Source organism: Mesorhizobium sp. M0923, from assembly GCF_040319365.1.
Lineage (GTDB): Bacteria > Pseudomonadota > Alphaproteobacteria > Rhizobiales > Rhizobiaceae > Mesorhizobium.
This window is the reverse complement of the sequence record NZ_JAMYNW010000004.1, coordinates 157,406-170,347: the sequence shown is the minus strand read 5'-3', so window position 1 is coordinate 170,347 and position 12,942 is coordinate 157,406. Positions and strand designations below refer to the sequence as shown.

Sequence of the window (12,942 nt, the reverse complement as noted above, 5' to 3'; positions counted from 1 at the left end):
GGACGAGATGAACGATCGCACCTGCATCGTCACCCGCAGGCAAGCCGAACCGGATGAGCTGATCCGTTTCGTCGTCGGCCCGGATTCGGCCGTCGTTCCGGACATCAAGAGAAACCTGCCCGGCCGCGGTTGCTGGGTGACCGCCGACCGCCTACATATAGACAAGGCAGCGGCGAAAAACCTGTTTGCCCGTGCTTTTAAGGCGCAGGTGACCGTGCCAGCCGATCTTGGCGGCATGGTCGACGCGCTGCTTTCCAGGTCCGCTCTGGGCATGCTTGGCCTGGCCCGCAAGGCGGGCGCCATAGCGCTCGGAGCGACCAAGGTCGAGAGCGCCGTGCGCGGCGGACTTGCACTTTTCGTGCTCCACGCGACCGAGGCTTCCGACGATGGCGTCCGCAAGATAAGCCAGGCGCGACGGGCAACCGTCCACCTCGGCGGGCCTGCGATCCGCGCTTACAAACTTTTCTCTGAGGCCGAGTTGAGCTTGGCATTGGGGGGTACAAATGTGATACATGCTGCCGTTCTCGCGGGAGACGCGGGCAGGGCGGTCCAGAAGCGCATGGTTGCGCTCGACCGATATCGGGGCGGTTCCCCGGACGATCTGGCAATGCTTGCGGCCGTTGCTGACGAAGATGATGCCGCAGAGGATATGGAATGAGCGATACGAAATCGGGCGACGACAAGACGCTGAGTGTTACGCCGAAGAAGACCTTGACGCTGAAGCGCCCCGGTATGGAACAGGGCACGGTGCGCCAGAACTTCTCGCACGGCCGCACCAAATCGGTGGTTGTCGAGACCAAGAAGCGCAAGTTCTCGCTGCCCGGCGACAAGTCGGAGCCGGCGGCAGCGCCTGTGTCCGTCTTCACGCCGAAGCCGGTCGCGGCAGCGCCTGCCGTGCAGGAAGCCCCCAAGGCGCCGCCGCCTCCGCCGCCGGTCGAACGCGGCGGCATGGTGCTGAACGAGTTGTCGCGCCAGGAAATGGAAGCACGCCGCCGGGCTCTCGAGGGCTCGAAGGTCCGTGACGTCGAGGATCGCCAACGCGCCATCGAGGAGGCCAAGCGCCGCAGCGAGGACGAGGAGCGCCGCCGCCGCGAGCGCGAGGAATCGGCTCGCCGTCAGGCCGAGGAAGAGGCACGGCTGCAAGCCGAGGCTGAATCCCGCCGCCGTGCCGAGGAAGAGGCACGCCGCCGTGCGCCGCTGGCCGCCGAACTGGCGACAGTCGATGACGAGGAAGAGGTCAAGCCGAAGCGGACCGGTGCCGGCGCACCAGTGCGCCGTCTGGTCACGCCCGAAGTGGCGCGTCCGGCCAAACCGACCAAGGGCGAGGAAGACCGCCGCCGCGGCAAGCTGACGCTGAATTCGGCCCTTTCCGACGAGGATGCGCGCGCCCGCTCGCTGTCGTCGATGCGCCGCCGTCAGGAGAAATTCAAGCGCGCGTTGCATAATGAGCCACGCGAGAAAGTCATGCGTGAAGTGATCCTGCCCGAAACCATCACCATCCAGGAGCTGGCGCAGCGCATGTCCGAGCGCGCTGTCGACGTGGTCAAGTTCTTCATGAAGCAGGGCCAGATCCTGAAGCCTGGCGACGTCATCGACGCCGACACGGCCGAACTCGTCGCGACCGAATTTGGCCACACGGTCCGCCGCGTCGCCGAGTCCGACATCGAAGAGGGCTTGTTCAACATCGCCGATCGTCCCGAGGACCTGCAGCCGCGTCCGCCGGTGGTAACCATCATGGGCCATGTCGATCACGGCAAGACCTCGTTGCTCGATGCCATCCGAAATGCCAACGTGGTGTCCGGCGAAGCCGGTGGCATTACGCAGCATATCGGCGCCTATCAGGTCGAGAAGAACGGTAACAAGATTACCTTCATCGACACGCCCGGCCACGCCGCCTTCACGGCGATGCGTGCCCGCGGTGCCCAGGCGACCGATATCGCCATCCTGGTGGTGGCGGCCGACGACAGCGTGATGCCGCAGACGATCGAATCGATCAACCACGCCAAGGCGGCCGGCGTTCCGATCATCGTGGCGATCAACAAGATCGACAAGCACGACGCCGACCCGCAGAAGGTGCGCTCGGAACTGCTGCGCCATGAGGTGTTCGTCGAATCCATGGGCGGCGAGGTGCTGGATGTCGAGGTGTCGGCGACCAAGGGCATCAATCTCGACAAGTTGCTCGAAGCGATCCTGCTGCAGGCCGAAATCCTCGACCTGAAGGCCAATCCGGACCGCACCGCCGAAGGCGTTGTCATCGAAGCCCAGCTCGACAAGGGCCGCGGCCCAGTCGCAACCGTGCTGGTGCAGACCGGCACGCTGATGCCGGGCGACATTCTCGTCGCCGGCAACGAGTGGGGCCGGGTGCGCGCGCTGGTCAACGATCGCGGCGATCAGGTCAAGGAAGCGCCGCCGGCAATGCCGGTGGAAGTCCTCGGTCTGCAAGGTACGCCGCTGGCCGGCGACCGCTTCGCCGTTGTCAACAACGAAGCCCGCGCCCGCGAGATCACCGAATATCGCCAACGTCTGGCGCGCGAGAAGGCGGTGGCCAGGCATGCCGGCCAGCGCGGCTCGCTTGAACAGATGATGTCGCAATTGCAGACCAGCGGATTGAAGGAATTCCCGCTGGTCATCAAGGGCGACGTGCAGGGCTCGATCGAGGCGATCAACGCGGCGCTCGACAATCTCGGCACCGACGAGGTGCGCGCCCGCATCGTCCATGCGGGCGCCGGCGGCATCACCGAAAGCGACGTGTCGCTGGCGGAGACCTCGGGGGCTGCGATCATCGGCTTCAACGTTCGTGCCAATGTGCAGGCGCGTGCGGCCGCGGCTGCGGCAGGCATCGAGATCCGCTACTATTCGATCATCTACAATCTCGTCGATGACGTTAAGGCGGCGCTCTCCGGCCTGCTATCACCGGAGCGTCGCGAGACCTTCATCGGCAATGCCGAGATCCTCGAGATCTTCGACATCACCAAGGTCGGCAAGATCGCCGGCTGCCGTGTCACCGAAGGCAAGGTCGAGCGTGGTGCGGGCGTGCGCCTGATCCGCGACAACGTCGTCATCCACGAAGGCACGCTGAAGACCCTGAAGCGCTTCAAGGACGAGGTTTCGGAAGTTCCGGGCGGTCAGGAATGCGGCATGGCCTTCCAGAACTACGAGGACATGCGCGTCGGTGACGTCATCGAGTGCTTCCGCGTCGAGATGGTAACCAGGACGCTCTGAGTTCGAGCGTCTTGAGTTCGAGCATCTATTGAGACCGGGCGGTGGTCGAAAGGCCGCCGCCCAAACCATATGAGACATGCGGCGCGGTTCCATCCCGCGCTTCACGATTTCAGGACCGAGGAAAATGCCCCGTTCGACCCCGTCAGGCCCATCCCAGCGCATGCTGCGCGTCGGCGAGCAGGTGCGCCATGCGCTATCCGAAACCTTGCAGCGCGGCGAGATCCTCGATCCGCTGATCGAGAACACAGTGGTCTCGGTCTCCGAAGTGCGCATGTCGCCCGATCTGAAGATCGCCACCGCCTTCGTCTCGCCGCTCGGCGCCAAGGATGCCGGTGCGGTGGTCGAAGCGCTCAACAAGCATGCCAAGTTCGTCCGCGGCCGCGTCTCCGGCGCGCTGCGGCAGATGAAGTACATGCCGGAATTCCGCTTCCGGCTCGATACCAGCTACGATAATTTCCAGAAGATCAACGAATTGCTGCACTCGCCCGAAGTGGCGCGCGATCTCAGCGCCGACGACAAAGACAAAGACAAAGACGACCGGAAGGACAGCGAATAGTGGCGCGTCGCGGCAAGAAGAAGGGCCGGCCGATCTCGGGCTGGCTGGTACTGGACAAGCCGGTCGGCATGGGCTCGACCGAAGCCGTCTCCAAGATCAAATGGCTGTTCCTGGCGGAAAAGGCCGGCCATGCCGGCACGCTCGACCCGCTGGCGTCGGGCATGCTGCCGATCGCGCTTGGCGAGGCGACCAAGACCGTGCCTTACGTCCAGGACGGCGCCAAGGTCTACCGCTTCACCGTTGCCTGGGGCGAGGAGCGTTCGACCGACGACCTCGAAGGCGCGGCGACCAAAAGCTCAGACCTCCGTCCGGCGGAATCCGAAGTGCTGGCGCTGCTTTCGAAATATACCGGCGTGATCATGCAGACACCGCCGCAATTCTCAGCGATCAAGATCGCCGGCGAGCGCGCCTACGACCTTGCCCGCGACGGCGAGACGGTCGACATTCCGGCACGCGAGGTCGAGATCGGCCGGCTCGACCTGGTCGAGCACATGGCCGATCGCACCATCTTCGAGGTCGAATGCGGCAAGGGCACCTATGTCCGCTCGCTGGCGCGCGACATGGGGCGCGACCTTGGCTGTTTTGGTCACATCGCCGAGCTGCGGCGGGTCGAGGTCGAGCCGTTCACGCAGGGAGATTTCGTCACCTTGGCCGAGCTGGAGGCCGCCCGCTTCGGCGAACAGAGCGAGGACGCTTCGCAAGCAGCGGACGCGCCGATCGACTTCGGTGCCATCGATGCACTTCTGGTCGACACCGCCGCGGCGCTCGAATGCTTGCCGCAGGTTGCGATCAGCGACGATGCGGCAACCAAAATCCGCCTCGGCAATCCGGTCATCATTCGCGGCCGTGACGCGCCGGTAGAAGCTGAGGAGGCCTGCGCCACCGCGCGCGGCAAGCTGGTCGCCATCGGCGCCATCGAGCAAGGCATGTTCAAGCCAAAGCGGGTCTTTGTCGGGTAACAGCTGTCGCCCGGCGCATGATCTCCAAACCGGATTCTATTTTGGGAAAGGATCATGCGCTAAATCAACAGGGCTACGGCGTCGTTTGTCGTCCGAAAGGATGCGCTGTGCTGTAGTGCCGTTCGACGCTGCACTCGAGGGGGCACATGGCAAAGGCTGACACGGTCAACAAGCGAGCGGCGCTCAAAACACGGCGGCCACCGGTCGGGACTTCGCCGGGCACGCTGATCGCCGACCCGGCGGCGCGCCGCTCCGAGCTCAGGCTGACATTGATCTCGCCTGAGAAGTTCAAGACGATCGACAATGCCAGCATCGACGACGTCAACACCCATTGCCACAATTGGCCGATCATCTGGCTCGACTGCACAGGCCTCGCCAACATCCAGCTGATCGAGGAGATCGGCGGGATCTTCAACCTGCATCCGCTGGCGCTGGAAGATGTCGTCAACACCGGTCAGCGGCCCAAGGTGGATTTCTTCGAGGACCATGCCTTTGTCGTCGTCAGGATGATCGACGATGTCACCGCCCATCGTTACGAACAGATCGCCGTCTTCTTCGGCAAGAACTTCGTCGTCACCTTCCAGGAGCGCGAAGGCGACCCGTTCGATCCCGTGCGCAAGCGGATCGCGAGCTCGGTGCCCAACCGCTTGCGCTCGCGCGGCGCCGACTATCTCGCCTATGCTTTGATCGACGCCATCGTCGACAGCTATTTCCCGCCGATCGAGGCTGCCGGCGAATTGGTCGACAGCATCGAGGACCAGATGCTGAACCAGGCGCACAAGCACCAGATGCGGCAGCTTCACGAATTGCGGCGCGACGCCAATGTGCTGAAGCGCGTGCTTTGGCCGATGCGCGACGCGCTGGCGACCATGATCCGCAACGACGTCTCTTATGTGAAGGCCGAAACCAAATTATTCCTGAACGACACGCTGGATCATTCGCTGCGATTGATCGAACTGGTCGAAACCCAGCGCGATATGCTGACCGGCCTGATCGAGATGCACCTGTCGCTCAGCCAGGCGCGCACCAACGACGTCATCAGCTATTTGACCATCGTCTCGGTGATCTTCATGCCGCTCACCTTTCTCGTCGGCGTATGGGGTATGAATTTCGACCCCGACACCTCGCCCTGGAACATGCCGGAGCTGAAAGCCTATTACGGCTATCCCCTGTCGCTCGTCTTCATGGCGATTGTTGCGGTCGGGCTCTACGCATACTTCAAATGGAAGAAATGGCTCTGACCATGCGGAAGTGCCCGTTTATGCAGCAAAAAGCCGGCTTGTGAATTGGGCTGGCCTTTTTGTCGGAATTGCACTATATGCGCCGCAGCTTCGCGCTTTGACGCGTTGCTTGCACCGGCCCCTGCTGGACGACATCCCGGCTGAGGGCGTCCCGTTTCCTCAAACAGACAAGGAAAAACACGATGTCGATTACTGCCGAACGCAAGAAGGAATTGATGGGCGAATTCGCAACCGCCAAGGGCGATACCGGGTCTCCGGAAGTCCAGGTGGCCATCCTTTCCGAGCGCATCAAGAACCTGACCGATCATTTCAAGGACCACAAGAAGGATAACCATTCCCGCCGTGGCCTGCTCGCTCTCGTTTCCCAGCGCCGCAGCCTGCTTGATTATCTCAAGCGCAAGGACGACGCGCGCTATCAGACGCTGATCGAGAAGCTCGGTCTGCGCCGTTGACGAATTGACCGGCGGGTTCTTTCGAGAGCCCGCCGGTCGCGCATTGGAGCATCGGATCATCCAAGGCTCCAATGAAGAAAGCAGAGCGCCGCGCACCGGTTTGGATGCGCAAAGGACGCTCTGAAGTTTTAGATTTGCGCAGGATACTTTCCGAAAACCTGGTTTTCGGGTTCACGCGCAAGGCCAGTCGGATCGATTGGCCAACCCGGTTTCGAAACAGCAGAGGGCCACTCGAAACCGCCCATGGACGGTCATGGGGCAGGATTGCAGGACGCTCGTGCGGCAAATGCGCCGAATAGCCGAGCTTCCCGTTGTCTTGCCCGTGGCTGCCCGAGAAAGGAAGCCAAGGGAAAGGGGCATCCGCGCACGCTGAAACGGCGCGGCCCTTTCCGCATACGAAGGACAAGATATGTTCAATTACCACAAAGTGGAAATCGAATGGGGCGGCCGTCCGCTCATTCTCGAAACCGGCAAGATCGCACGTCAGGCTGACGGCGCGGTGCTGGCCACCTATGGCGAAACCAAGGTTCTCGCCACCGTCGTCTCGATGAAAGAGCCGAAGCCCGGCCTCGATTTCTTTCCCCTGACGGTCAACTACCAGGAAAAGACTTACGCCGCCGGCAAGATCCCGGGTGGCTATTTCAAGCGTGAAGGCCGTCCGAGCGAGAAGGAAACGCTGGTTTCCCGCCTGATTGACCGCCCGATCCGCCCGCTCTTCGCCGAAGGCTACAAGAACGACACCCAGATCGTTGTCACCGTCGTCCAGCACGATCTCGAAAATGATCCGGACATCCTGTCGATCGTCGCCACCTCCGCCGCACTGACCTTGTCCGGCGTGCCGTTCATGGGCCCGGTTGGTGGCGCCCGCGTTGGCTACATTAACGGCGAATACGTGCTCAACCCGCATGTCGACGAGATGCAGGAATCGAAGCTCGACCTGGTCGTCGCCGGCACCGCCGACGCCGTGCTGATGGTCGAGTCCGAAGCCAAGGAACTCGGCGAGGATCTGATGCTCGGCGCCGTCATGTTCGGCCACAGGGGCTTCCAGCCGGTGATCGACGCGATCATCAAGCTGGCCGAAGTCGCCGCCAAGGACCCGCGCGATTTCACCGCGCCGGACTATTCCGCGCTTGAAGCCGAGATGCTCAAGATCGTCGAAGGCGAGCTTCGCGATGCCTACAAGATCACCGACAAGCAGAAGCGCTATGCCGCCGTCGACGCCGTCAAGGCGAAGGTCAAGGCCGCGTTTGCGCCGGCAGAAGGCGAAGAGGCCAAATACACGTCCGAACAGATCGGCACCGTGTTCAAGGAACTCCAGGCCAAGGTCGTGCGCTGGAACATCCTCGACACCGGCTCGCGCATCGACGGCCGCGACCTGAAGACGGTCCGCAAGATCGTCTCGGAAGTCGGCGTCCTGCCGCGCACACACGGCTCGGCGCTGTTCACTCGCGGCGAGACCCAGGCGCTGGTCGTCGCCACGCTCGGCACCGGCGAGGACGAGCAGTATGTCGATTCGCTGACCGGCATGTACAAGGAGAAGTTCCTCCTGCACTACAATTTCCCTCCCTATTCGGTCGGTGAAACGGGCCGTATGGGTTCGCCCGGCCGCCGCGAAATCGGCCACGGCAAGCTCGCCTGGCGCGCCATCCGGCCGATGCTGCCGACCGCCGACCAGTTCCCCTATACGTTGCGCGTCGTTTCGGAGATCACCGAGTCCAACGGCTCGTCCTCGATGGCTACCGTCTGCGGCACCTCGCTGGCGCTGATGGATGCCGGTGTGCCGCTGGCCAAGCCGGTCGCCGGCATTGCGATGGGCCTGATCAAGGAAGGCGAGCGCTTCGCCGTGCTCTCCGATATCCTCGGCGACGAGGACCACCTCGGCGACATGGATTTCAAGGTTGCCGGCACCGCCTACGGCATCACCTCGCTGCAGATGGACATCAAGATCGAGGGCATCACCGAAGAGATCATGAAGATCGCCCTCGACCAGGCCAAGGATGGCCGTCAGCACATTCTCGGCGAAATGGCCCATGCGCTGTCCGGCGCGCGTGCCGAGCTCGGCGAGTTCGCGCCGCGCATCGAGGTCATGCACATCCCGACCGACAAGATCCGCGACGTGATCGGCTCGGGCGGCAAGGTCATCCGCGAGATCGTCGAAAAGACCGGCGCCAAGATCAACATCGAGGATGACGGCACGGTCAAGATCGCTTCGGCCAACGCCAAGGAAATCGAGGCGGCGAAGAAGTGGATCCACACCATCGTCGCCGAGCCGGAAGTCGGTGAAATCTACGAAGGCACGGTCGTCAAGACCGCCGACTTCGGCGCTTTCGTCAACTTCTTCGGTCCGCGTGACGGCCTCGTCCACATCTCGCAGCTCGCCAATGATCGCGTCGCCAAGACCTCCGATGTGGTCAAGGAAGGCGACAAGGTCTGGGTCAAGCTGATGGGCTTCGACGAGCGCGGCAAGGTCCGCCTGTCGATGAAGGTCGTCGACCAGGCCACCGGCAAGGAAATCGCCCGCGATAAGAAGAGCGAAGGCGAAGAAAACGCCGCCTAAGCGGGGTTGCGTTCCGTCGAACGCATAAAGCAATCGAAGCGGGCGCGCCGGAAGGTCGCGCCCGTTTGCATTTCAACAACAGCCTTGCAGTTCAAGAGTGGTGAATGTCCGCCGAGCCGCTGAAGACGCTTTTCCATCCTTTCGAGGCCGGGACCGTTTCCCTGCCGCGAAAGGATGAACGTATTCTTTTTCTCGGTGCCGAGCCCGGCTTTCGCTTGCTCGAAGGCTTCGATGCCAAGCTTCATCTCGTCCAAGGCTTCAGGCCGCATTTTCGCGCCTTGCAGGCGTCCGGCTTCACCGTCACGCCGCAAGTGGAAGGCAAGGCTTTCGACGCGGCGCTAGTGCTCGCTGGCCGCCATCGCGGACAAAACGAGGTGCGCGTCGCAGAAGCGATCGAGCACGTGGCATCAGGCGGGTTGATCGTCGTCGCCGGCGGTAAGGACGATGGTATCGCCAGCCTGCGCAAGCATGTCGGCGCCCTTGTGCCGCCCGAAGGCCACCTGCCGAAGCATCACGGCATTGCCTTCTGGTTTCGCCGGCCGGCCGATACCGTTGCCGCGGCAACGCTTCGCGCCGCCAATCCGGACTTGGTGGTCGAGGACCGCTTCCGCACGGCCCCAGGCATGTTTTCGTTCGACAAGATCGATGCCGGATCGAAGCTGCTGGTCGAAAATCTGCCCAACGATCTGCGTGGCAGCGTTGCGGATTTCTGTGCCGGTTGGGGCTATGTCGCCGCCGAAGTCGCCGCCCGCTCACCCGGCATATCGGCGCTTGACCTTTACGAAGCGGATTTCGAGGCGCTGGAGGCGGCGAAGGTCAATGTCGGCAACACAGGCCTGGAGCCACGTTTCTTCTGGATAGATCTTTTGAGCGAGCCGGTCGAGCACCGCTACGATGTGATCGCCATGAACCCGCCCTTTCACCGCAGCCGGGCGACTGAGCCCGAAATCGGTGCCGGCATGATCCGCGCGGCAGGCAAGGCGCTGAAGCCGGGCGGCCGGCTGTTCATGGTGGCGAACCGTCAGCTTCCCTACGAACCGGTGCTGGCGGCCGCCTTCTCCAGCCATGCGGAGCTCGCCCGCGACGGCATGTTCAAGGTCTTCTCGGCGCGACGCTGAAACGCTGCGGGGCAAGCCGGCGACACGTCGCTCGCGCTATTCCCGCCCGCCGTCGGTTTGCTTCAACTCGTCAAGCGTCGGCATGGACACGATGTGATAGCCGGAATCGACATAGTGGATTTCGCCGGTGACGCCGGAGGACAGATCGGACAGCAGATAGAGCGCTGAGCCGCCGACTTCGTCGATTGTCACCGTGCGGCGTAGCGGCGAGTTGCGCTGCTGGTAGGAGAACATGTGGCGTGCGTCGGAAATCCCGGCGCCGGCAAGCGTCCGCACCGGTCCAGCCGATATGCCGTTCACCCTGATGCCGCGCGGGCCGTAGTCGTTGGCTAGATAGCGGACGCTGGCCTCCAGCCCGGCCTTGGCGACGCCCATGACGTTGTAGTTCGGCATGACGCGGACCGAACCGGCATAGGTCAGCGTGATCATCGAACCGCTATCCTTCATCAACGTGGCGGCGTGACGGGCGACCTCGGTGAAGGAGTAGCAGGAGATCACCATGGTGCGGATGAAGTTGTCGCGGCTGGTGTCGGCGTAGAGGCCTTTCAGCTCGTTCTTGTCGGAAAAGCCGATGGCATGGACGACGAAATCCAGCCCGCCCCACGCCTTGCCCAAAGTCTCGAAAGTCGCGGCGACCGATGCGCTGTCCTCGACGTCGCAAGGCACCACCAGCGATGCGCCCAGTTTCTCGGCGAGCGGCTTGACGCGGCGCCCGAAGGCCTCACCCTGATAGGTGAAGGCGAGATCCGCGCCATGTTCGGACAGTTTGCGGGCGATGCCCCAGGCGATCGAATGATCGTTGGCGACGCCCATGACAAGCCCGCGCTTGCCCTTCATCAATCCGTCCATGGTCGGCAAATCCTTATGCGGAATAGCGCTGGAAAATCAGCGTAGCGTTGGTGCCACCGAAACCGAACGAATTGGACAAAACGGTGTCGATCCTGGCTTCGTCGATGCGCTTGCGCACGATCGGCATGCCTTCGAATTCCGGATCGAGGTTGTCAATGTGGGCGCTCTCGCCGATAAAGCCGCCTTGCATCATCAGGATCGAGTAGATCGATTCCTGCACGCCGGCCGCACCCAGCGAATGACCGGTCAGCGATTTGGTCGACGTGATGAAAGGCATCTTCTCGCCGAACACCTCGCGGATGGCGCCCATTTCCTTGGAGTCGCCAACCGGCGTCGAGGTGCCGTGCGTATTGATGTAGTCGACCGGCGAGGACACCGTTGCGAGCGCCTGCTTCATGCAGCGAGCCGCGCCTTCGCCCGACGGCGCCACCATGTCGTAGCCGTCGGAGGTGGCGCCATAGCCGGTGATCTCGGCATAGATCTTGGCGCCGCGTGCCTTGGCATGCTCGAGCTCTTCAAGAATCAGCACGCCGGCGCCGCCGGCAATGACGAAACCGTCGCGATCGACGTCGTAGGCGCGCGAGGCGACTGATGCCCTGTCGTTGAACTTGGACGACATGGCGCCCATGGCATCGAACAGATCCGACATCGTCCAGTCGAGATCCTCATGACCGCCGGCGAAGACGATGTCCTGCTTCCCCCACTGGATCAGCTCGTAGCCATTGCCGATGCAATGCGCTGACGTCGAGCAGGCCGATGAGATCGAATAGTTGACGCCGTGGATCTTGAACCAAGTGGCAAGCGTCGCTGAAGCGGTCGACGACATCGCCTTTGGCACCGCGAAGGGACCGATCCGCTTGGGACTGCCGTTCTTGATCGTCGTCTCGGCCGCTTCGACGATTGCACGGGTCGACGGTCCGCCGGAGCCCATCACGATGCCGGTGCGCTCGTTGGTGATGTCGGTCTCGTCGAGGCCGGCGTCTGCGATCGCCTGGTCCATCGCGACATGGTTCCAGGCAGCACCTTGCGACAGGAAGCGCATAGCGCGACGGTCGATCATTCCCGACGGATCCAGCGTCGGCGCTCCCCACACCCGGCAACGGAAGCCATGCTCGGCGAAAGAGTCGGAAAAGCTGATGCCGGACCTGGCATCATGCAAGGAGGCCTGCACCTCGTTGGCATTGTTGCCGATCGACGACACGATGCCGAGACCTGTGACTACGACCCGTCTCATTCGCAACTCCTTCCAGCACGGACCTCCGAAACCTGATTAAGTTTCCGGAACGGAACCATGCGCAAATTAAAGTGCTACAGCGTCCTTTAGATGTCCAAGACGTGGCACCGTTGGTCTTCGCTCAGCCGGCGGCCGATTGCTTGGACAGACCGACCTTCAGATCCGTTGCCGCGTATATGGGCTCGCCATCTGCCTTCAGCCAGCCATCGGCGATGCCAAGCACAAGCCGACCGCGCATCACTCGCTTGAAGTCGACGCCATACTCCACCTTCTTGACCGAAGGCGTGACCATGCCTTTGAATCTCACCTCACCTGTCGACAGCGCCATTCCCTTGCCTGGTTCGCCGAGCCATCCAAGGTAGAAACCCGTCAACTGCCACATGGCGTCCAGGCCCAGGCATCCCGGCATGATCGGATTGCCGATGAAATGGCAGGCGAAAAACCACAAATCCGGCTTGATATCGAGTTCTGCGCGGATGAAACCCTTGTCGAACGCACCGCCGGTTTCGCTGATCTCGGTGATGCGGTCGAACATCAGCATCGGCGGATAGGGCAGTTGCGCATTTCCCGGTCCGAACAGCTCGCCGCGGGCGCAGGCAAGCAATTCCTCGTAACCGTAGCTGGATTTCGAACCCGCCATCAATCTCGTCCCCGTGATCGTCCCGGGCGATAGGCGCCCATGCTGGTGGTTTCCTAACACAATCTGTTTCAGGCCGGAAACCGGCGTTTGCGCTTAACCTGCCCGTCTGCCCGG

The 12,942-nt window shown here is 62.6% G+C and carries 11 protein-coding genes; 8 read left to right on the top strand and 3 right to left on the bottom strand.

Translation table 11 applies throughout. The features are described from left to right. The first annotated feature begins 7 nt into the window (after nt 1-7). The 8 genes from NKH89_RS08865 to NKH89_RS08830 all read left to right on the top strand — a co-directional run bounded on the left by NKH89_RS08865 (nt 8) and on the right by NKH89_RS08830 (nt 10,105). Nucleotides 8-658, top strand: coding sequence for an RNA-binding protein (locus tag NKH89_RS08865; RefSeq protein ID WP_023719562.1), 651 nt, complete (start codon nt 8-10; stop codon nt 656-658). After that, on the top strand, nt 655-3,222 hold the full coding sequence (gene infB / locus NKH89_RS08860) for a translation initiation factor IF-2 (RefSeq protein WP_352815762.1): 2,568 nt from the start codon (nt 655-657) through the stop codon (nt 3,220-3,222). The genes NKH89_RS08865 and infB overlap by 4 nt, the downstream gene beginning before the upstream one ends. Nucleotides 3,223-3,346: 124 nt before the next feature. Next, nucleotides 3,347-3,778, top strand: a complete 432-nt coding sequence (gene rbfA / locus NKH89_RS08855; protein WP_023719560.1) for a 30S ribosome-binding factor RbfA — start codon at nt 3,347-3,349, stop codon at nt 3,776-3,778. Further along, entirely contained in the window at nt 3,778-4,737 is a 960-nt protein-coding gene (gene truB, locus NKH89_RS08850) for a tRNA pseudouridine(55) synthase TruB (protein ID WP_023719559.1), read from the top strand. Before rbfA ends, truB begins: the two co-directional genes overlap by 1 nt. A gap of 146 nt (nt 4,738-4,883) precedes the next feature. Beyond that, complete coding sequence (gene corA, locus NKH89_RS08845) at nt 4,884-5,978, top strand: magnesium/cobalt transporter CorA (protein ID WP_352908608.1); 1,095 nt, start codon at nt 4,884-4,886, stop codon at nt 5,976-5,978. Nucleotides 5,979-6,118: 140 nt separating this feature from the next. Next, a complete protein-coding gene (rpsO, locus tag NKH89_RS08840) occupies nt 6,119-6,430 on the top strand; it encodes a 30S ribosomal protein S15 (RefSeq protein WP_280940423.1) in 312 nt (103 codons plus the stop codon). Between the two features lie 409 nt (nt 6,431-6,839). After that, nucleotides 6,840-8,987, top strand: a complete 2,148-nt coding sequence (pnp, locus tag NKH89_RS08835) for a polyribonucleotide nucleotidyltransferase (protein ID WP_023719557.1) — start codon at nt 6,840-6,842, stop codon at nt 8,985-8,987. A 104-nt stretch (nt 8,988-9,091) separates the two neighbouring features. Continuing rightward, nucleotides 9,092-10,105 (top strand): class I SAM-dependent methyltransferase, encoded by a 1,014-nt coding sequence (locus NKH89_RS08830; protein WP_352493775.1) that lies wholly within the window; start codon nt 9,092-9,094, stop codon nt 10,103-10,105. A gap of 36 nt (nt 10,106-10,141) precedes the next feature. Here the strand turns inward: NKH89_RS08830 and fabI are convergent, their stop codons facing one another. From fabI to fabA, 3 genes are all read right to left on the bottom strand, one after another. Continuing rightward, nucleotides 10,142-10,954, bottom strand: a complete 813-nt coding sequence (gene fabI, locus NKH89_RS08825; protein ID WP_023719555.1) for an enoyl-ACP reductase FabI — start codon at nt 10,952-10,954, stop codon at nt 10,142-10,144. Between the two features lie 13 nt (nt 10,955-10,967). Then, nucleotides 10,968-12,188: a beta-ketoacyl-ACP synthase I gene (gene fabB / locus NKH89_RS08820; RefSeq protein ID WP_352856717.1), complete on the bottom strand. Its 1,221-nt coding sequence runs from the start codon at nt 12,186-12,188 to the stop codon at nt 10,968-10,970. 121 nt (nt 12,189-12,309) lie between these two features. Next, complete coding sequence (gene fabA, locus NKH89_RS08815) at nt 12,310-12,828, bottom strand: 3-hydroxyacyl-[acyl-carrier-protein] dehydratase FabA (RefSeq protein ID WP_352856715.1); 519 nt, start codon at nt 12,826-12,828, stop codon at nt 12,310-12,312. Between the last annotated feature and the right edge of the window lie 114 nt (nt 12,829-12,942).

Excerpts from the sequence above, each read along its gene's own strand:
- NKH89_RS08865 (WP_023719562.1), top strand. The coding sequence starts at position 8 with ATGAACGATCGCACCTGCATCGTCACCCGCAGGCAAGCCGAACCGGAT.
- infB (WP_352815762.1), top strand. The coding sequence starts at position 655 with ATGAGCGATACGAAATCGGGCGACGACAAGACGCTGAGTGTTACGCCG.
- rbfA (WP_023719560.1), top strand. The coding sequence starts at position 3,347 with ATGCCCCGTTCGACCCCGTCAGGCCCATCCCAGCGCATGCTGCGCGTC.
- corA (WP_352908608.1), top strand. The coding sequence starts at position 4,884 with ATGGCAAAGGCTGACACGGTCAACAAGCGAGCGGCGCTCAAAACACGG.
- pnp (WP_023719557.1), top strand. The coding sequence starts at position 6,840 with ATGTTCAATTACCACAAAGTGGAAATCGAATGGGGCGGCCGTCCGCTC.
- NKH89_RS08830 (WP_352493775.1), top strand. The coding sequence starts at position 9,092 with ATGTCCGCCGAGCCGCTGAAGACGCTTTTCCATCCTTTCGAGGCCGGG.
- fabI (WP_023719555.1), bottom strand. The coding sequence starts at position 10,954 with ATGGACGGATTGATGAAGGGCAAGCGCGGGCTTGTCATGGGCGTCGCC.
- fabB (WP_352856717.1), bottom strand. The coding sequence starts at position 12,188 with ATGAGACGGGTCGTAGTCACAGGTCTCGGCATCGTGTCGTCGATCGGC.
- fabA (WP_352856715.1), bottom strand. The coding sequence starts at position 12,828 with ATGGCGGGTTCGAAATCCAGCTACGGTTACGAGGAATTGCTTGCCTGC.